The following is a 17,648-nucleotide window of genomic DNA, read 5'->3' as shown; positions in this document are numbered from 1 at the left end:
TGGTTTCAAGTAGAAGCAGGGTGAACGGCGGTTCCTGGGAGATGTTCCGGGGGCCGCCGTTCGCTATGGGGATCAGGGTTGAGGAACGTCGGCGCTACGCGCCATCGGGGCTTTCGGGCGCTGTGACCTGGGGCTTGTGGTGGGGGCCGCAGGTCACCTCCGCCTCGGTCGGCGGGCACGGCACAGTCCAGTCGGGTGTCGTCACCAGCACGCCGACGCCGGGGGGCGCGCTCAAGGTGTAGACGGTGCGACAGCCGGGATCCACCCGCCCCAGGTCCCGGGAGCAGGTCACCTCGACCCGCAGCGTCTTCCCTGACTCCCAGGTCTCGCTCATCGAGGGCGACCCGCCGTGCCAGGTCGTCTCCCGCTTGACGGAGAGGCGTCCGGGGACGCCCGGAGCGACCCGAACCTCGACCCTGCCCCGGACGTCCACGATGATCTGGGGCGTGGTGATGGCGTACGTCACGGTCCTCGTCTCGGTTCCACTCTGATCGAGGACCGACGACCGGTAGGAGCCGGGGAAGGAGAAGTCGTAGCTGTGGGGCACGCGGATCTCCGCCCACGCCGCCAACGCCATCGCCACCACCGCGGACACGGTCACCGCCGCGCCGGCGGCGATCCAACTGGTCCGCACCGCTCTTCGCATCATGTCGCCTCTCAAATCTTCAGGAATCGCAGCACGGCCAGCACCCGCCGGTGATCCTTCTCGGCGCCGGAGAGCCCGAGCTTGGCGAAGATGTTGTTGATGTGCTTGCCGACCGCACTTTCGGAGACCACGAGGGCCTCGGCGATGCCGGCGTTGGACCGTCCCTCCGCGATCAGCGCGAGCACCTCGTACTCCCTGCGGGTCAGCAGGTCCAGTGGGTCGCTGTGCCGGCGCACCAGCAGCTGGGCGACCACCTCGGGGTCCAGGGCCGTGCCGCCCGCGGCGACCCGGCGCAGCGAGTCCAGGAACTCGGCGACGTCGGCCACCCGGTCCTTGAGCAGATATCCGATGCCGGTCGTCGCCGTGGACAGCAGCCGGGTCGCGTAGCGTTCCTCGACGTACTGCGAGAGCACGAGGATGGGCAGCTTCGGCCGCCGGTGGCGCAGCAGCAACGCCGCGCGCAGGCCCTCGTCGGTGTGCGACGGGGGCATCCGCACGTCCGTGACGACGAGATCGGGCTCCTGGTCGTCCACCGCCCGCAGCAGCCCCTCGGCGTCGGACACCGCGGCCACGACCTCGATACCGGCGGATCCGAGGACCCAGACGAGGCCTTCCCTGAGGAGGACGGAGTCCTCGGCGAGCACTACGCGCACGGCAGGTCCACCTCTATCGTCGTCGGGCCACCGCTCGGGCTGTCGATGCGCAGCGTTCCGTCCACCGAGCCCGAACGCTGCGCCAGTCCGCGCAGACCCGACCCCTTGGCGGGATCGGCGCCTCCTCGGCCGTTGTCGCGTACGACGAGGCGGAGCACGTCGCCGTCGCGGCGCACGCTGACCTCGGCCTCGGAGGCCCGTGCGTGCTTGGCGACGTTGGTCAGCGCTTCGGAGACGACGAAGAACGCCACCGCCTCGATCACGGGAGAGGCGCGTTCCGGCACGTCGACGCTGAGCCGCACGGGAAAGGGGGCGCGCGCCGCGATGCCGGACAGCGCCGCGTCCAGGCCCTGGTCGTTGAGCACGGCCGGGTGCAACCCCTGCACGACGTCGCGCAGTTCCTTCAACGCCTGCTTGGCCTCCTCGTGCGAGCGCACGATCACCTGGCGGGCGGGCTCGGGCAGGTCGGTGAAGGCGCTGCGGGCCATGCCGAGCTTGAGGGCGAGCGACACGAGCCGCTGCTGCGTGCCGTCGTGCAGGTCGCGTTCGATCCGGCGACGTTCCGCGTCGGCGGCCTCGACCACCTCGGCCCGGCTCTCCCGCAGCGTCTCCACCCGCCTGACCAGCTCGTCTTTCACGCTGGGACCAAGCAACGCGCGCGCCGCGAGCGTGTCGAGCGCGGTGATCCCTCGAAGCAGCCACGGCACCACCACGAACAGCGCGAGTGCGCTCGCCGCGGGCAGGATGGTGGTCCAGTCGCCTCCGGCCAGCAGGAGTTGCACGGTGATGACGGCTGCGACCAGGCAGGCCGACCATGCCACGGCCCCGCACAGGAAGCCCGCCGCGCCGATCAGAGGCCCGACCGCCAGGTGATAGGCGATCTGCCGCCACAGGCTGCCCGATCGCGTCTGAAGGAGAAGCCGTCTGAGGGGGCTCCCGTCCCGGGGGAGACGCGGTAGCGGGGGGATGTCCTGGTCGAGGAAGGCGGCGAACCGGGTGCGCTGCAGCCAGGTGAGCAGCGGCACGATCCGGGTGAGGATCAGCAGTGCGACCAGGGGGACGACGACCGTCCACGCCAGTACTATCGACAGCGCGCCCAGCCCCAAGATCGCTGCCATCGAGATGAGCGCGATCGGGACGCCCGCCGTCACGTGGATGGTACGGAGCCAGGTCGGCGACGACCAGTGGCTCCGAATCCGGTCCCAGGGAGTGGTCATGCGCCAACCCTAGGCATCGGCACGGCTCGACGACATGACCCGGATATCCCAGAAAAAGGTGAGGTAAACCCCACCTTTCCCCGAGTCGCGGCCCGAGCAGCGTATGGGCAGGTTTTCCGCTGTGTCATCACTGCCGGGGCGAGCAGAGGGTGCCCGCGGGGGGCAAGGTCAGCGCCGTCAGATACCGGTCGGCGTACCCCGTCACGCACGGGTCCTTCGCCCGCAGATAGGCGACGTGGACGGGGCCGTCATAGCGGACGGTGACCGAGCCGGGGATCCTCCTCACCAGGAGCTCGGTGACCGGGAAGTCACGGTCGCCGCCGAGACCCAGCGCAGGAGGCAGGCCGGCCGGTAGGGGGCGTGGCGGGTTCACCGGCCGGTGCCGCCAGCCGGAGCAGGCCAGGGCCTCCAGCCCGGTGCCGACTCCGCCGCCGAAATCGCGGGAGATCCGCTCGCTGTAACGGCGGTCGCTGACGAGCGCCTCGTACCCCAGCCTGACCAGGCCATCCGGGCACCGGGTCGCCGCCGCGCCCGGCGAGCTCCAGCTCGCGGAGATGCCCAGGACCTGCTCGCCGAACCAGGCGAAGTCGCCCTTGCTCGCCTTGAGCAGCGCGTCGGCGAACTCCGGCGCCTTCTCCGGAACGGGGAGGACCGTCCGGGCCAGCGCCTTGAGGTGCAAATCGGTCAGTCTGATCTCGCCCAGCCGGGCGGAGGCGTACGTGACGGGCCTGCGGCCGGTGCTCTTGATCAGCTTGCGCCAGAGCGTGCGCACGTTCCGCCCTCGCAGGGCGCACGCGTCGTCACCGGCGCACCAGGTGGTGAAGCGCTTGAACGCCGCCTCAGTCGTGCGAAGTTGCGCGCGTTCCATACCGCGCCAGCCCACCGTCGAGTCAGGCGTGCTGTCGAAAACCACTGCTCGGACGTGCCCAGGGTAAAGCCGCGCGTAGGCGGCGGCCGGAACCCCGCCGTAGGAGAAGGCCAGCATGGTGAGCCTGTCCTGGCCGAGGGCGGTTCGGATGGCCTCCATGTCCCTGGCCACCGATTCCGAGTCCAGGTGGTCGGCCAGGCCGGTCGTGTCGTCCTGGCGGCACCGATCGACCAGGCGTTCCAGGGCGGCAGCCTGGGCCTCGTACGCGGCGCGGTCACGCGGGTCGTTGAGCGGCAGCCCGGGAACCCCGCACGAGGGCGGCAGATAGCGCCCTGCCGCACTGGTACGCGGGTTGTAGCCGACGACATCGAAGTGCCGGCGCAACTTCGTGAACGACTCCGAAGCCGAGGAGAGGACGCCTTGGATCCCCGGACCGCCGTCGGGCACGACGAGAACGCTGCCGAGGCGGAGCGACGGCTCGGTGGCGGGCAGTCGGGCGAGGTCCAGCTTGATCGTGGCCTTACCCGGCGCGGACCAGTCCACCGGCACCTCGATCGCCGTGCATTCCATTTCTACTGGGCCCTGGCCGGAAGGGCAGGCCTTCCAGGTGAGGGCTGGGGCGGCCTGGGCCGCTGCCGGCAGTACGGTCAGTCCCAGGAGCGCGGACAGGGCCGACAGGGCGACCGGCACGGTCTTCACCCGATATGCGGAGCGGACCGGTGCCGGTCTGACCGGCCGTTTCGTTCGGTTTGTCATGCGCTCACCGTAGAGATCACGACCGGCCCGGTGACATGGCCGAGGCATCCCAAAACAAGGTGAGGCACACCCCACCTTTCGCACGTGCGCCCAGCCCCACCTCCACGGCCTCGCCGCCTTCATCGTCGGCCACCGGCCCGACGGGCCTGCCGACCCCGATCGCATAGGGAGGGCCGGGGTTCGGGTCGCCGATCGAGTTCAAGAAGGCGTCGGCCCCGATCAGCAGCCGGGATAGGCGTCGGCCGGGAGGTCGCCGCCGGTGAACGCGGTGACGAAGTCGTCGGCGAGCCGCGCGATGGAGTCACGGCCTTCGAGCCGGGACAGCCAGCGCCCGGGGAGCGCGGCCTCGCCGTACCGCGCGCCCAGGAGGTTGCCGCAGATCGCGCCGGTGGAGTCGCTGTCGCCGGAGTGGTTGACCGCGAGCAGCAGCGCCCGCTCCACGTCCTCCCCGCCGACCAGGGCGCAGTAGACGGCGATCGCCAGGGCCTCCTCCGCGATCCACGCGCCGCCGAGGGACTCGACCGCCTCGGGCGACGGGTCCCCCTTCGCCGCCAGGGCGACCGCGGCCCGGAGCGCGGCGGTGGTCTCCCCGTGGCCGGGGTGTGTGCCGAGCAGGTCGAGGGTGCTGTCGACGGCCCGCTCCAGCGGCGTGTCCCGTACGAGGAAGAAGACGAGTGCCGCGCAGGCCCCGGCGGCGAGATAGCCGGTGGGGTGCCCGTGGGTGATCTGGGCGCACTCGGCGGCGAGCCGGAAGGCGCGGCGCGCATCGGCGGCGGCCAGCCCGAACGGCGCGGACCGCATCACCGTGCCGCACCCCTTGGACCCCGGGTTGACCGGTCCGGGCATCCCGGGAGCCGCGAGCGGGCCGAGTTCCGAGCGCAGTCCGGACAGGCAGGCGTTTCCGGGAGCGCGGCGCGAGTACAGCCACGCCTCCTCACGAAGCCGGCCGGTGCGGACGAGGCCGTCGGCCGGCGGCGGCAGCCGGTGGTCCTGCGTGTCGAGCCAGCGCAGGTAGGCGTTGCGGATGACGGCCACCTCCGCGCCGCCGACGTCCCGGCTCCGGGCGCGGATGAGCCCCTCCACGGTGAAGAGCGTCATCTGGGTGTCGTCGGTGATCAGGCCGCGGGCGCCACGCCGGTCGTGCACGAGATCGGTCACCCCGGCCGCGCCGTGGACGTGGCGGATCGCGGCGATCGAGTCGAACTCCACGGGCGCGCCGAGCGCGTCGCCGATCGCTCCGCCCAGTAGGCACCCCCGGACCCTGTCCCCGAAGTGCCGTACGCCGCCTGCCGTCCCCGCTTCTTCCGGCGCACTGCCCTGATATGCCGCGTCTCGTGCCCTGGCGTCCAAATCCATGCTCTCCTTCACGTTGTCCGGGTATCCCACTGGTTGGCATCACGGAACATCACGCGGCCCGGCAGGGGCGAGGGTGAGCCGCGTCACCCGCGAAAGTGGTCCGTTTAGGCTCCGATCATGCCTCGTTTCATCAAGCGCCCGACCGCGCGGGTTCTTCTCGCGGACGACGACGACCGGCTCCTGCTCTTCAGCAGCGTGGAGGCCATCTGGTTCACCCCCGGTGGCGGCATCGCCAAGGGGGAGCCGCTCAACGTGGCGGCGGCGCGTGAGCTGCGCGAGGAGACCGGCCACCGGGTCGCGCCGGAGGACCTGGGGCCCGTCGTCGCCACCACCTCCGGCCACTGGAGGGCGGAGTGGGACGGCCGGATCCGGTTCTCCGTGGAGTCGTTCTTCTTCCTCCGGGCGCCCGCCTTCGACCTGGACTCGGCGGGTCTCGAACGCCACGAGCGCACGTACATCACCGGGCACCGATGGTGGCCGTTCACGGAGATCCGGGCCACGACGGAGAACGTCGTCCCCTGGGGGCTGGCGGGCGTGCTGGAGCGCCTCTACGCCGGTGAGATCCCGACGGAGCCGGTCCGGCTCCCCTGGCATCACCCCGAGTTCGCCCACCTCGCGGCCCCCGCACGCTAGCCCGCGCCTGTACGAACCGGGTCCTACGGAGGCCGACGCCGCGCGGGTGGTGCTTCCCGGCCGGTTTCGGGGTGGGAAACCGGCCGGGGCGTGCGGGTCAGGTCGCGGGCTGCTGCTGGGTGATGCAGTGGATGCCGCCGCCGAGCGCGAAGATGTCGCGGGCGTCGACCGACGCGATCGCGCGGTCGGGGAAGAGCTTCGCGAAGAGGTCGGCGGTCTCGGCGTCCCTCGGGTCGTCGAAGGAGCAGAGCAGGGCCAGGCCGTTGGCGAGGTAGTGGTTGATGTACGAGTAGTCGACGAGCTTGCCGTCCGCCTCCAGGACGGTGGGGGCGGGCAGCTCGATCACCTCAAGAGGGCGGCCCTTGGCGTCCGTGGCGGCATGCAGGATCGCGAGGTTCTCCCGGGTGACCTCGTGGTCGGGGTGCGCCGGGTCGGGCTGCACGTGGCAGAGCACCAGGCCGGGCCGTACGAACGAGGCCAGCAGGTCCACGTGGCCGTTCGTGCCGTAGCCGCCGTAATCGGCGGTCAGGCCGCGGGGGAGCCAGATCACCTTCTCGACGCCCAGCAGGGCGCGCAGCTCGGCCTCGGCGTCCGCCTTCGTCCAGCCCGGGTTGCGGCGGGGGTCGAGCTGGACGGTCTCGGTGACGATGACCGTGCCCTCGCCGTCCACGTGGATGCCGCCGCCCTCGCCGACCATCGCGGTGCGATGGCGCGGCACGCCCACCCGGTCGAGGATGGACGCGGCGACCAGGTCGTCCTTCTCGTGCGGGGCCCAGCCCCAGCCGTTGAAGGTCCAGTCGATCCCCTTGAGCCGCCCGCCGTCGAACACGAAGGTGGGGCCGTTGTCGCGCATCCAGCAGTCGTCGAGCGGCTGCTCGATCACCTCGACCCGCGGGTCGAGCCAGGCGGCCGCGGACGCCCGCTCGGACGGGTCGACCAGCATCGTGACGGGCTCGTGGCGCACGATCGCGTTGGCGACCGCAGACCACGCCCGGTACGACGCCTCCGGCCGGTCCAGGGCGTAGCCGACGGGCCACGACATCCAGGTACGACTGTGCGGGTGCCATTCCGGCGGCATGAACACGGGGATCGCTCCTCAGAGGAAGTAGAGACGGTTCAGGGAAACGGAGTCGGCGGGGCCGGACTCGACCGGCTCGCCGTCCAGGGAGACGCGGCCGTGCGGATCGACGTCCACGCGGCCCAGGCGGGCGTTGTGCACCATCGAGGCGGGGCCGATGCCGCGGGTGCCGCGCACCCCGACCCGGCGCCTGCGGGTGGGCATGCGGTCGCCGGACGCGGCGGCCTGCGCGACGAAGGCGACCGAGAGGTCGGCGGCGGTCGCGCCGTGCGCGCCGAACTGCGGGCCGAGCACCAGCGGCTCGCAGACGTCGGTGGAGGCGTTCGGGTCGCCGGTCACGCCGTACGCGGGGAAGCCCGCCTTCAGGACGAGCTGCGGCTTGGCCCCGAAGTAGGCCGGGCGCCAGAGCACGATGTCGGCGAGCTTGCCCACCTCGAGCGTGCCGACCTCGTGGGACAGGCCGTGCGCGATGGCGGGGTTGACCGTCAGCTTGGCCAGGTAGCGCAGCACGCGCTCGTTGTCGTGCCGGTCGGGGGCGCCGCGCTCGGCCTTCATCTTGCCGGCCATGGCGAACGTGCGCCTGACGGTCTCCCCGGCCCGGCCCATGCCCTGCGCGTCGGAGGAGGTGATGCCGATGACGCCCAGGTCGTGCAGGACGTCTTCGGCGCCCATGGTCCCCGCCCTGATCCGGTCCCTGGCGAGCGCCGCGTCGCCGGGCAGGTCGAGCTTGAGATCGTGCACCGAGACGATCATGCCGTGGTGCTCGGCGAGGGCGTCGCGGCCGAACGGCAGCGTCGGGTTGGTGGAGGAGCCGATCACGTTCGGCACCCCGGCCAGCTTGAGCACGTTGGGCACGTGCCCGCCGCCGCAGCCCTCGATGTGGAACGCGTGGATCGTCCTCCCGGAGAGCACGGACAGGGTGTCCTCCACGGACAGGCATTCGTTCAGCCCGTCCGTGTGCAGCGCCACCTGGACGTCGTACTCCTCGGCGACGGTCAGGGCGGTGTCCAGGGCGCGGGTGTGCGCGCCCATGTCCTCGTGCACCTTGAAGCCGGACGCGCCGCCCTCGACCAGGGCCTCGACGAGAGGCGCGGAGTGGGAGGACGAGCCGCGGGCCAGGAAGCCGATGTTGACCGGCCAGGCGTCGAAGGCGTTGAACGCGTGCCGCAGCGCCCAGGGCGAGTTCACCCCGACGCCCCACACCGGGCCGAACTCCTGGCCGATGATCGTCGTCACGCCGGAGGCCAGCGACGCCTCCATGATCCGCGGCGAGAGCAGGTGGACGTGGGTGTCGATCGCGCCGGCCGTCGCGATCAGGCCCTCGCCCGACACGATCGTGGTGCCGGTGCCCACCACCACGTCCACGCCGTCGAGCGTGTCGGGGTTGCCGGCGCGGCCGATCGCGTGGATCCGGCCCTCGCGCACGCCGATCGAGGCGCTGCGCACGCCCAGGACCGGGTCCAGGATCAGCACGTTGCTGATCACCAGGTCGCAGGTGTCGCGTACGGAGGCGGCCTTCAGGTGCAGCCCGTCCCTGGCGGTCTTGCCGAACCCGGCCAGGAACTCCTCGCCCCGCTTCTGCGAGTCGTGCTCGACCTCGACGACCAGTCCCGAGTCGCCCAGCCGTACCCGGTCGCCCTTGCGGTAGCCGTACAGACTCATCACGCCCCCAGATATCCGCAGGCCCGCGCCCGCTCCATCGCGGTCTCGAACGCGCCGGGCGCGTCCAGCGGGCCGTCCACCAGGCCCGCGAAGCCGATCGCCACCCGCGCGCCGCCGATGGGGACCAGCGGAACCGTACGGCGGGCGCCGGGGTCGAACCGGATCGTGGAGCCCGCGGGGACGGCCAGCCGGCGGCCGTAGGCGGCGGCGCGGTCGAACCGCAGCAGCGGGTTGACCTCGAAGAAGTGGAAGTGCGAGGTCACGCTGATCGGGACGGTGGCGGTGTTGACCACCTCGATCTCGACGGTTTCCACCGGCTCCTCCTCGCCGGCCGGGGGCTCGGCGGCCAGGACCGCGCCGGGGGCGTCGTCGCCGAGCGAGCCGCCGCCGAACGGGTCGGTGACGACGGCGAGCCGGGTGCCGTCGTCGAAGACGGCCTCGACCTGGATCTCGGTCACGATGTCGGGCACGCCGGGCAGCACGTCGTCTGGGCCGAGGAGACCGCGGCCCGCCTCGATCGCGTCCGCCAACCGCGCGCCCGCGCGGGCCGCCTCGCACACGGTGTCCGCGATCAGCGCGGTCGCCTCGGGCACGTTGAGCCGCAAGCCCCTGGCCCGCCGGGAGCGGGCCAGCTCGGCCGCTGTGAACAGCAGCAGCCGATCCCGCTCTGTGGGCGTCAGTCTCACGTCTTCCTCCGGATCGGATAGGGGGCGGCGCGGCCTCACGAAGACACCGGCCGGCGGGCCGATGGAATTTGAATCCTACTCAAGTTTTGTCGCCGAGGGCAGGTCCGGGATTCGTCGTCAGGGAGCCGCCTCGCCGACCCCCGTACGGTCCGCCAGCTCCGCCCCCTTCGTGCGGATGAGATCGCGCAGCGCGAGGAGCGGCGGTCGCCGGTCGTCCGACCGCCACTGCATCTCCAGGGGAAGCGTCGCCCGCTCCTGAAGGGGGACGGCGACGACGTCCCCGGACAGGTGGCCGGTCGTCGAGCCCGGCACGAGCGAGAACGCCCGCCCCTGCGACAGCAGGTAGAGGCGGGAGCCGACGATCCTCGGCGGGCTCATGAGCACGTGCGGTTCGAGCCCCCGATCGGCGCACATCGCCAGGATGAAGTCGTAGTACCTCGGATGCTGCTCCCTCGGCCACAGGAGCAGCGGCACGTCCTGAAGGTCGCGCAGGGCCACGGCGGGCAGCCCGGCGGCCGGATGGGCGCGGCTGATCGCGACGTGGACCGGCTCGTCGGCGATCGTCTCCGTGCGGAAGCCGGGCAGGTCGTCGAGGAAGCGCCCCAGGCCGATGTCGGCCAGCTCCGCGGCGAGCGTCGAGGAGACGGCGCCGGTCTCGACGGACATGTCATCGATCTTCAGGGTGGGAAGGTCGGTCTCCGCCTGGCTGATGACGGCGGGAAGCAGGCGGTTCACCACGCTCGGCGACGCGACGAGGCGGGCGGTGTTCATCCTCGAGTCCTCGTGGAGCAGGACCTTCCCGATGAGGGAGCCCGCCTGGTCGAGGAGCAGGCGGCCCTCGGACGCCATGACCCTGCCCGCCGGGGTCAGCGCGACCGTACGGCGGCTGCGGTCGAGGAGGGCGAGGCCGACGGCCCGTTCCAGGCGGGCGACCTCCTGGCTCACCGTGGGCTGCGAGATGTGCAGCTTCTCCGCGGCGCGGCCGAAGTGGAGGCAGTCGGCGACGGCCAGGAAGACCTCGACCTGCCGGAGGGTGAACTTCATAGCGTGAAGCTATCGCAGACCGCGTTTTTCATTCTGGTTCTTGACCGAATGCCTCTCTAGCCTGGGAAGCCCATGCTCACGTGACGCTTCGTGGGCGGCTCGAAGAAGGTCTGCTCGAAGAAGGTCTGAACGTATGTCACGTCTTGCGATCCACGTCTCCGACGACGTCACCCGCGCGCTGGAGGCCGGCGCGCCCGTCGTCGCGCTCGAATCCACGATCTTCACCCACGGGCTGCCTCGGCCCCGGAACCTGGCGGTCGCCCTGGAGGCGGAGGAGCGGATCCGGGCGGAGGGCGGCGTCCCCGCGACGATCGGCGTCTTCGCGGGCGTCCCCACGGTCGGGCTGACCGCCGAGCAGATCGCGACGCTGTCGGAGACCGACGACATCGACAAGGTGAGCCTGCGCGACCTGCCGGTCGTCGCCGGGCTCGGACGGCACGGCGGGACGACCGTCGCGGCGACCGCGTACCTGGCGGACCGGGTCGGCGTGCGGGTCTTCGCGACCGGCGGGCTCGGCGGCGTGCACCGGGGGGCGTCGGAGACGTTCGACGAGTCGGCGGACCTGACCACGCTGGCCGTGACCCCCATCACGATCATCAGCGCGGGTGTGAAGTCGATCCTCGACATCGGGGCGACCCTGGAGCGGTTCGAGACGCTGAACATCCCCGTCATCGGGTACGGGACCCGCCGCTACCCCGGCTTCTACGTCTCCGACTCCGGATACGAGCTGCACTACTCGGTGAACTCTCCCGAGGAGGCCGCGAAGATCATCTCTGCCCGGGACGAGCTGGGGCTGCGGCAGGCGGTCCTGCTCGCCAACCCCGTCGACGAGTCGCGGCAGCTGCCGCCGGAGGTGCTCGACGACGTGCTGCGACGCGCCTGGGCGGAGGCCGACAGGCAGGGGATCGGCGGCAACGCCGCGACGCCGTTCCTGCTCGACTTCATCCAGCGGGACACGGGCGGGCGGAGCCTGGAGGTCAACGTGGACGTCTACCGCGGCAATGTGGCGCTCGCCGCCAAGGTCGCGGCGGCGCTGTCCGCCGAGACGGCCCGGGCGTAGCCGGCCCGGCGGGCCGATACCCCGCCTCAGCCCGGGGCGGGCGGCGGCGATTGGACCTGCCGCGGCGGGATAGGCCAGATTAGGTGCCATGGACAGGGTGTTGATCTCCGGCATCTCCGGATCTGGGAAGACGACGTTGGCCGCGGCGCTGTCCGCGACGCTGGAGTCGCCCCAGTACGAGCTCGACGCCCTGCACCACGGACCGGGCTGGCGCAAGCGGCCGGAGTTCCGGTCCGACGTGGAGGCGTTCTCGGCGGGACCGCGCTGGGTCACCGAGGACCAGTACCACAACGACCTGGGGGATCTGCTGTGGCAGCGGGCGGACACGGTCGTCTGGCTTGACCTGCCCCGGCTCACGGTGACGCGGCGCGTCGTGTGGCGCTCGATCGTCCGGGCGGTGACGCGGCGCGAGCTGTGGAACGGCAACCGCGAGGGCTTCAGCGACTGGCTGGACCCCGGACATCCCATCCGCTGGTCCTGGTCACAGTACGAACGCAGGAGACGCGAGACGGCCGAGCGCGTGGTCCGGCATCCCGATCTCACCGTCGTCCACCTGCGCTCCAGCAGGGCCGTCCGCCGATGGAGGGCTGAGATCGCGGCGGGCTCCCGGCTCTGACGCACCGCCGCTACGGGCCCCGGCCGTCCCGGCGGCGGGGTTCCGCGCCTCGCTTGCCGGGGGATGGGCGGGCGGCCGATCCACCGCGCCCGCGGCGTCAGGGGCGAAGATCGACCCCGCTCGGCGCTCTGTTACGGTTGCTCGCGACGCGGGGTGCCCGGGGATCGGGCTGAGATCACACCCGTCGAACCTGATCTAGTTCGCACTAGCGAAGGGACGTCATCGTTGACTGCCATCCCCAAGGTGTTGTCGATCGCAGGTACCGACCCCAGCGGCGGCGCGGGTATCCAGGCCGACCTGAAGACCTTCTCCGCGCTCGGCGGCTACGGCATGGCGGTGGTCACCGGCCTGGTCGCGCAGACGACCACCGGCGTACGCGAGATCCTCGAGGTGCCCGCCGCGTTCGTCGACTCCCAGTTGGACACTCTGCTGACCGACGTCCCGGCGGACGCGGTGAAGATCGGCATGCTGGGGGAGGCCGCGGTCGTCCGGGCGGTGGCGGCGGCGCTGGACCGGTTCTCGCCTCCGTACGTGGTGCTCGACCCGGTGATGGTGGCCAAGAGCGGCGACCGGCTGCTGGCACAGGACGCGGTGGCCGCGCTGCGCGAGGAGCTCCTGCCCCGGGTCGACCTGATCACGCCGAACCTGCCCGAGGCGGCGGATCTGCTGGACGAGCCCCAGGCGGCCGGCGTCGAGGAGATGCGCGAGCAGGTCAAGCGGCTGCACGCGCTGGGGGCGCGGCGGGTGCTGCTCAAGGGCGGTCATCTCGACGGCGACGTCTGCGTGGACGTCTTCAGCGAGGGGGACGGCGTGATCGAGATCTCCGCGCCGCGCGTCGCGACCCGCAACACCCACGGCACCGGCTGCACCCTGTCCTCGGCGATCGCGGCGCTGCGGCCGCGTCATGCGGACTGGCTCGCCGCCGTCCGCGCGGCCAAGGAGTACCTGACCGGCGCGCTGCGCGCCGCCGACACTCTGGGCGTCGGCCACGGCCGCGGCCCGGTCCACCACTTCCACGCGATCTGGTGAGCCCGAGCGCGGGACGTCCTATCTGGGAAGCCCCGCGCCCCAGCCGGAAAAGCGCCCCGCTATGAGGAGCTCCGGTTTTCCTGGTCCCTTCCCGGAACGCCGCCCTATGGTGTGGGCCGGGGGCGCCGATGACCGGATCGTTCCGGTACGGGGCCAGATCGGGCCTGCCGTTCCGGTATCGTCCCTGGTCAGAATGAGGGACATGAACCGAGCGCTGATCGTGATCGATGTCCAGGAGTCCTTCCGTGCCCGCCCGCTGTGGGAGCAGATCGCCAACCCCAAGATCGCGGATCCGGTCAACCGGCTGGTCCGCCTCGCCCGCGCCAACGGCGACCTGGTGGTCTGGGTGCTGCACGTGGAACCCGGCAGCGGGGACGTGTTCGACCCGGCCCTGGGGCACGTGCGCCTGCTCGACGAGCTGGAGCGGCCGCGGCCCGGCGAGCCGGTGCTGCGCAAGACCTCCCACAACGCCTTCACCACCACCAACCTGCAACAGCTGCTGACCGGGGCGGGCGTACGCGAACTGCTGGTCTGCGGGATCCGCACGGAGCAGTGTGTGGAGACCACCACCCGTGTGGGCAGCGACCTCGGCTACCGGATGGTCTTCGTCACCGACGCCACCACGACGAACCCGATCGGTGACCTCGGCGCCGACGCGATCATCGAGCGTACGGAGGCGGTCCTCCGCGACCGGTTCGCCCGGATCGCCACGGTGGCCGAACTGGAGGCGGAGCTGGGAGCATCCGACGCGTGAGCCGTGTCGTCTTCGTCCTGCTGCCCGGTGTCCACCTGCTCGACCTGGCCGGGCCGGCCCAGGCCTTCGGTACGGCGGCGGACTTCGGGCAGCCCTACCTGCTCAGTTATGTCGCCGAGCAGGAGCAGGTGCCCAGCGCGCAGGGCCTGCCGCTGATCGCGGACACCGAGTGGCCGGAGCCGGGCCCCGACGATCTGGTCGTGGTGCCGGGCTGGCGGGCGCCCACACTCCGTGGCGGGCCGGAACTGAGTCCGGCCGCGCTGGAGCGGTTGCGGGCGCACCACGCCGTCGGCGGCACCGTCGCCAGCGTCTGCGCCGGGGCGGAGGCGCTGGGCCAGGCGGGGCTGCTGGACGGGCGCCGGTGCACCACGCACCACGAACTCCAGGACGAGTTGGCGGCCCGGCATCCCCGGGCGATCGTGATGCGGGACGTGCTGTTCACCGCCGACGACGGGGTGGTGACCTCGGCGGGCATCGCGAGCGGCATCGACCTGGCGCTACACCTGCTGGCCGTCAGGCATGGCCCGGCCCTCGCCGCCCAGGTGGCGAGGGCCATGGTCGTCTACGCCCGCCGCAACGGCCACGAGCCGCAGGCCAGTGCCATGCTGCGGCACCGCTCCCACCTGGACGACACCGTCCACCGCGTACAGGACCTCATCGACGCGCGGTACACCGAGCCGCTGCCGCTCGCCTACCTGGCCGCCTCCGCCGGCGTGAGTGAACGCACCCTGACCCGGCTGTTCACCCGCGCCGCCGGTGGGCTCACCCCGCTGCGCTACCAGCAGACGCTACGGCTGGAACGCGCGGAGCACCTGGTCAGCCGTGGCATGACGGTGGAAACCGCGGCCAGAGAGGTCGGCTTCGAGGATGCCCGGATGCTGCGCCGCCTCCGCGCCAGAGTGCTCTTCTGACCACTGCCGCGACGCCCTCGCGGTCACCGCCGCGTCTCCGATCGCGACGATCGCCGCCGTCCGCCTCCCCGGAGCAGACGGAACGGCTTCCGCGATCAGAGGCCGATCACGACGTGGGCGTGCCACATCCCGGCCTCGCGGCCGAACCGCAGGCCCTCGCTGCTGATCGGCGCGGGTGACGCGCCGGCTCGGACGACCCTCTCCATCGGGACGGTCGCCAGCCGCATCTCGACCTGCCCCTCGGTGGCGCCCGTCCGCTCGTCGATCGACACGTCCACCGCCACCCGGCCGGACCTCTCAACCTCGCGGACGACCTCGTCCAGCAGTGCGATGAGAAGCTCTTCGTCGGTCTCCTCGGCCAGGGCGATGGTGTCGCAGCGGTCCGGCACCGCGTCACCGACATCGGCGAAGGTCTCCACCATTGCCCGTGCCGCTTCGGCCAGGCACTCCTCCCGGCCGTCCGCCCACGCCTCCAGCGCGATGCCGGCTGTGTGCGGGACCACCCGGTGCCCACTGCTCACGCTGTCCACCCCTTCTTCGGCCGGCCCGGCGCCGTCGGGCATGATTCGTGGATACGAGACTCCGCGGATCAGACGAACACGCGCCGGGAGACGATGCCCGTCCCGACGTTCTTCCCGAACCCGGCTCCCAGATCATGTTCGGGCCAGAGGTCGAATCGCTGACCCGGCTGGAGATATTCGCTCGCCTTGTCGTCCGTCACGAGGATGGTGACCAAGCGATCCTTGTCGCCGGGGATCAACGGCTCGTCGTCGTCGGTCGTGATCGCCGTTTCGAACAGGCGGCTACGGATCTTGGTCCCTTCGCGGCGGCGTACGTGGACCACCAGTGACTGCGTGGGGCTGGGTAATTCGTGTTTCAGTCCCCCCTCCTCCGTACGCAGCAGCGTTATCAATGTTCTGACCTTGTATCTCCTCATGGTTTCTCCGACCTTTTCCCGGACGGCATGCGGCGTGCTTTCTTCGCCGGCACCCCCTTCGTTTTCGACGTCCCGGCCGTTTTCGGCGGGGGAGTGGTTTTCGGCGGGGGTATATTTCTTTAATTCAAATTATACGCCGTGTTGATTCGGCGGCGATTGCGGGCCGGTCGAGGGCTAGTAGGGAGTCCCTTGCCGAGGGCGAGTCGCGTCCCCGGTGCGCGGTCGGTCTACCGCTCGCGCCCCAGGTATTCCCCCCACGGCGTCGCGTCGTGGTTCCCGCGTACGCATTCGGGGAATCGGGCACCGCCATACGAATGGCTGAATTCGGCCGGAAATTTCGACGTGAAAGCGCAAGCGTGCGGGCGGTAAGGAAACGGGCCGCTTCGGGGCGACCGAGAAGGGGAAACGCTGGAGCTGTCAGCGGAGGATCAGCTCGTACTCGACCTGCTCGATCGGGTTGCCGTCGCCGTAGTCGTGGTCGCGGACCACGCCTGACTCCGTGAAGCCGCACTTGACATAGAAGCGGCGGGACTGAGGCGTGTCCCGTAGCGTCCACAGATGGACCCGCCTGGCGCCGTCCTCGCGCATCCTCTGCAGGGAAGCGGTCATCAGGACGCGCGCGACACCGCTTCCCCAGCCGTCCGGGTGGCCGTAGAAGCCGAAGATCTCCGCCGCCTCCGGCCGCTCGGCCGAGGATCCGAAGTAGGAGAAGGCCAATGGTCGCCCGTTCAGGGCGGCTAGCATGATCGTCCCCTTGCTGTCGGCGAGCACGTCATGCCATTTGTGACGGCGCTGCCGCACCGCCTCTGCGAAGAACTCCGGAGAGAAGAAGCCTGCGTAGGCCGACTTCCACGACTCCGCGTGGATCTCGCCCACCACATCCCCGTCGTTCAGAGAGGCCGGGAACACCGTCACGTCACTGATCACGCGATCACCCTACTGGGCCCGGAGCCTGCTGCCTAGAGAAAGTAGTTGCGATCAATTTGCAGTAAGGGCGACCGAGGATGGGCGTGGCTCCGTAGGCAATCCGCATCTGAATTGATTGGGATCACCAGCGCTCTGCCGGAACGAGTTCTTCGTGGCAACCATGGGCTCTTGTCGAGCCTCACTCGTGAGGCCGGGACGTTCGGTGAAGGCGTACTCCGTCGAGGGCGAGGTTGAGCAGTTGGTCGGCCTGGGTTGGGCCGTCGGGTTCCTCCTCGGTGGCCAGGGCGATGGCGCTGACGAGTTTGAGTAGTTGGCTGATGGTGGCCTCGGGGCGTACGGCCTTCGCTTGGCGGGCGCACGCAAGGAGTTCGTCGCCGGCGCTGACGATCATTGTGTGGCAGGTGTTTCCCAAGGTTGGGTCGCCGTGGCGGGCCCCGCGCATCAGTGAGGCCCCGAGGCCGCGGTTGGCTACAGCGTGTGCGCCGACGGCGCGGAGCCAGGTAACGAGCGCGGTTCCCGGGTCGGTGTCGGAGAGCAGGTCGTGCGCCTTGGCGCAGAGGGCCTCCACTCGGCTCTTGAAGACGGCTTCCAGGAGGGCCTGCCGGGTGGGGAAGTGCCGGTGGAGGGTGGCCGAGCCGACTCCGGCGTGCCGGGCGATCTCCTCCAGGGACGCCTCGGCGCCGTGTTCGGCGATGACGGTCTCGGCGGCGGCCACGATGCGGTTGTAGTTGCGGCGCGCGTCGGCACGCATGGGCCGCGGAGCCGGGGCGGTTGCGTCCTTGGGCACGGGGTCTCCTGACGGCTTGCTAACTGGG

19 protein-coding genes and 1 riboswitch are annotated in these 17,648 nt (G+C 71.1%); of the genes, 6 read left to right on the top strand and 13 right to left on the bottom strand.

Annotated features, from left to right (window positions below; all coding sequences use genetic code 11):
• Window positions 1-94 precede the first annotated feature (94 nt).
• The 5 genes from AWQ68_RS38225 to AWQ68_RS38205 form a co-directional block, all read right to left on the bottom strand.
• Window positions 95-634 carry a hypothetical protein gene (locus AWQ68_RS38225; RefSeq protein WP_066950981.1) on the bottom strand — a complete coding sequence of 180 codons (540 nt, stop codon included), beginning with the start codon at window positions 632-634 and terminating at the stop codon, window positions 95-97.
• Between the two features lie 23 nt (window positions 635-657).
• Entirely contained in the window at window positions 658-1,299 is a 642-nt protein-coding gene (locus AWQ68_RS38220; protein ID WP_066950978.1) for a response regulator, read from the bottom strand.
• Entirely contained in the window at window positions 1,290-2,516 is a 1,227-nt protein-coding gene (locus AWQ68_RS38215) for a sensor histidine kinase (protein WP_066950976.1), read from the bottom strand. The genes AWQ68_RS38220 and AWQ68_RS38215 overlap by 10 nt, the downstream gene beginning before the upstream one ends.
• Before the next feature lie 127 nt (window positions 2,517-2,643).
• Complete coding sequence (locus tag AWQ68_RS38210; RefSeq protein ID WP_169809066.1) at window positions 2,644-4,140, bottom strand: alpha/beta fold hydrolase; 1,497 nt, start codon at window positions 4,138-4,140, stop codon at window positions 2,644-2,646.
• Between the two features lie 219 nt (window positions 4,141-4,359).
• Window positions 4,360-5,496 carry an ADP-ribosylglycohydrolase family protein gene (locus tag AWQ68_RS38205; RefSeq protein ID WP_084464867.1) on the bottom strand — a complete coding sequence of 379 codons (1,137 nt, stop codon included), beginning with the start codon at window positions 5,494-5,496 and terminating at the stop codon, window positions 4,360-4,362.
• Between the two features lie 117 nt (window positions 5,497-5,613).
• Between AWQ68_RS38205 and AWQ68_RS38200 the strand changes: the two genes are divergently transcribed.
• Window positions 5,614-6,129, top strand: a complete 516-nt coding sequence (locus AWQ68_RS38200; protein WP_066950971.1) for an NUDIX domain-containing protein — start codon at window positions 5,614-5,616, stop codon at window positions 6,127-6,129.
• Window positions 6,130-6,226: 97 nt separating this feature from the next.
• Here the strand turns inward: AWQ68_RS38200 and AWQ68_RS38195 are convergent, their stop codons facing one another.
• The 4 genes from AWQ68_RS38195 to AWQ68_RS38180 form a co-directional block, all read right to left on the bottom strand.
• Complete coding sequence (locus AWQ68_RS38195) at window positions 6,227-7,207, bottom strand: agmatine deiminase family protein (protein WP_066950993.1); 981 nt, start codon at window positions 7,205-7,207, stop codon at window positions 6,227-6,229.
• 18 nt (window positions 7,208-7,225) lie between these two features.
• Entirely contained in the window at window positions 7,226-8,869 is a 1,644-nt protein-coding gene (locus tag AWQ68_RS38190) for an urease subunit alpha (RefSeq protein WP_066950969.1), read from the bottom strand.
• Complete coding sequence (gene ureA, locus AWQ68_RS38185) at window positions 8,869-9,555, bottom strand: urease subunit gamma (protein WP_066950966.1); 687 nt, start codon at window positions 9,553-9,555, stop codon at window positions 8,869-8,871. Before ureA ends, AWQ68_RS38190 begins: the two co-directional genes overlap by 1 nt.
• 117 nt (window positions 9,556-9,672) lie before the next feature.
• Entirely contained in the window at window positions 9,673-10,599 is a 927-nt protein-coding gene (locus AWQ68_RS38180; RefSeq protein WP_066950964.1) for a LysR family transcriptional regulator, read from the bottom strand.
• Between the two features lie 133 nt (window positions 10,600-10,732).
• On the opposite strand from AWQ68_RS38180, the gene AWQ68_RS38175 reads away from it, so the two are divergent.
• The 5 genes from AWQ68_RS38175 to AWQ68_RS38155 all read left to right on the top strand — a co-directional run bounded on the left by AWQ68_RS38175 (window position 10,733) and on the right by AWQ68_RS38155 (window position 14,969).
• Window positions 10,733-11,659: a pseudouridine-5'-phosphate glycosidase gene (locus AWQ68_RS38175; protein WP_066950961.1), complete on the top strand. Its 927-nt coding sequence runs from the start codon at window positions 10,733-10,735 to the stop codon at window positions 11,657-11,659.
• A gap of 88 nt (window positions 11,660-11,747) precedes the next feature.
• Window positions 11,748-12,275, top strand: coding sequence for a P-loop NTPase family protein (locus AWQ68_RS38170; protein ID WP_066950960.1), 528 nt, complete (start codon window positions 11,748-11,750; stop codon window positions 12,273-12,275).
• A gap of 139 nt (window positions 12,276-12,414) precedes the next feature.
• Window positions 12,415-12,509: riboswitch (TPP riboswitch) on the top strand.
• Entirely contained in the window at window positions 12,501-13,304 is an 804-nt protein-coding gene (thiD, locus tag AWQ68_RS38165) for a bifunctional hydroxymethylpyrimidine kinase/phosphomethylpyrimidine kinase (protein ID WP_218007223.1), read from the top strand. Its footprint overlaps the riboswitch before it by 9 nt.
• 202 nt (window positions 13,305-13,506) lie before the next feature.
• A complete protein-coding gene (locus AWQ68_RS38160; RefSeq protein ID WP_066950957.1) occupies window positions 13,507-14,058 on the top strand; it encodes a cysteine hydrolase family protein in 552 nt (183 codons plus the stop codon).
• Complete coding sequence (locus AWQ68_RS38155) at window positions 14,055-14,969, top strand: GlxA family transcriptional regulator (protein ID WP_066950955.1); 915 nt, start codon at window positions 14,055-14,057, stop codon at window positions 14,967-14,969. The genes AWQ68_RS38160 and AWQ68_RS38155 overlap by 4 nt, the downstream gene beginning before the upstream one ends.
• A 95-nt stretch (window positions 14,970-15,064) precedes the next feature.
• On the opposite strand, the gene AWQ68_RS38150 is transcribed toward AWQ68_RS38155, so the two are convergent.
• From AWQ68_RS38150 to AWQ68_RS38135, 4 genes are all read right to left on the bottom strand, one after another.
• Window positions 15,065-15,532 (bottom strand): archease, encoded by a 468-nt coding sequence (locus tag AWQ68_RS38150; protein WP_066950952.1) that lies wholly within the window; start codon window positions 15,530-15,532, stop codon window positions 15,065-15,067.
• A gap of 26 nt (window positions 15,533-15,558) precedes the next feature.
• The gene (locus AWQ68_RS38145) at window positions 15,559-15,906 is read right to left on the bottom strand and encodes a hypothetical protein (protein WP_157546421.1); all 348 of its coding nucleotides are present in this window, start codon (window positions 15,904-15,906) and stop codon (window positions 15,559-15,561) included.
• Between the two features lie 417 nt (window positions 15,907-16,323).
• Window positions 16,324-16,833, bottom strand: coding sequence for a GNAT family N-acetyltransferase (locus tag AWQ68_RS38140; protein WP_245656523.1), 510 nt, complete (start codon window positions 16,831-16,833; stop codon window positions 16,324-16,326).
• 178 nt (window positions 16,834-17,011) lie between these two features.
• On the bottom strand, window positions 17,012-17,620 hold the full coding sequence (locus AWQ68_RS38135) for a TetR/AcrR family transcriptional regulator (protein ID WP_245656521.1): 609 nt from the start codon (window positions 17,618-17,620) through the stop codon (window positions 17,012-17,014).
• Between the last annotated feature and the right edge of the window lie 28 nt (window positions 17,621-17,648).

It is taken from the genome of Microtetraspora fusca, from assembly GCF_001570365.1.
Lineage (GTDB): Bacteria > Actinomycetota > Actinomycetes > Streptosporangiales > Streptosporangiaceae > Microtetraspora > Microtetraspora fusca.
The sequence above is the reverse complement of the archived record's forward strand: the minus strand, read 5'-3'. Positions and strand labels throughout refer to the sequence as shown.

Bases quoted from the DNA above. Each gene is read 5' to 3' on its own strand.
- AWQ68_RS38190 (WP_066950969.1), bottom strand. From the start codon at position 8,869: ATGAGTCTGTACGGCTACCGCAAGGGCGACCGGGTACGGCTGGGCGAC.
- AWQ68_RS38150 (WP_066950952.1), bottom strand. From the start codon at position 15,532: ATGCCCGACGGCGCCGGGCCGGCCGAAGAAGGGGTGGACAGCGTGAGC.
- AWQ68_RS38210 (WP_169809066.1), bottom strand. From the start codon at position 4,140: ATGACAAACCGAACGAAACGGCCGGTCAGACCGGCACCGGTCCGCTCC.
- AWQ68_RS38215 (WP_066950976.1), bottom strand. From the start codon at position 2,516: ATGACCACTCCCTGGGACCGGATTCGGAGCCACTGGTCGTCGCCGACC.
- AWQ68_RS38200 (WP_066950971.1), top strand. From the start codon at position 5,614: ATGCCTCGTTTCATCAAGCGCCCGACCGCGCGGGTTCTTCTCGCGGAC.
- AWQ68_RS38205 (WP_084464867.1), bottom strand. From the start codon at position 5,496: ATGGATTTGGACGCCAGGGCACGAGACGCGGCATATCAGGGCAGTGCG.
- AWQ68_RS38175 (WP_066950961.1), top strand. From the start codon at position 10,733: ATGTCACGTCTTGCGATCCACGTCTCCGACGACGTCACCCGCGCGCTG.
- AWQ68_RS38160 (WP_066950957.1), top strand. From the start codon at position 13,507: ATGAACCGAGCGCTGATCGTGATCGATGTCCAGGAGTCCTTCCGTGCC.
- AWQ68_RS38170 (WP_066950960.1), top strand. From the start codon at position 11,748: ATGGACAGGGTGTTGATCTCCGGCATCTCCGGATCTGGGAAGACGACG.
- AWQ68_RS38180 (WP_066950964.1), bottom strand. From the start codon at position 10,599: ATGAAGTTCACCCTCCGGCAGGTCGAGGTCTTCCTGGCCGTCGCCGAC.
- AWQ68_RS38195 (WP_066950993.1), bottom strand. From the start codon at position 7,207: ATGCCGCCGGAATGGCACCCGCACAGTCGTACCTGGATGTCGTGGCCC.
- AWQ68_RS38145 (WP_157546421.1), bottom strand. From the start codon at position 15,906: ATGAGGAGATACAAGGTCAGAACATTGATAACGCTGCTGCGTACGGAG.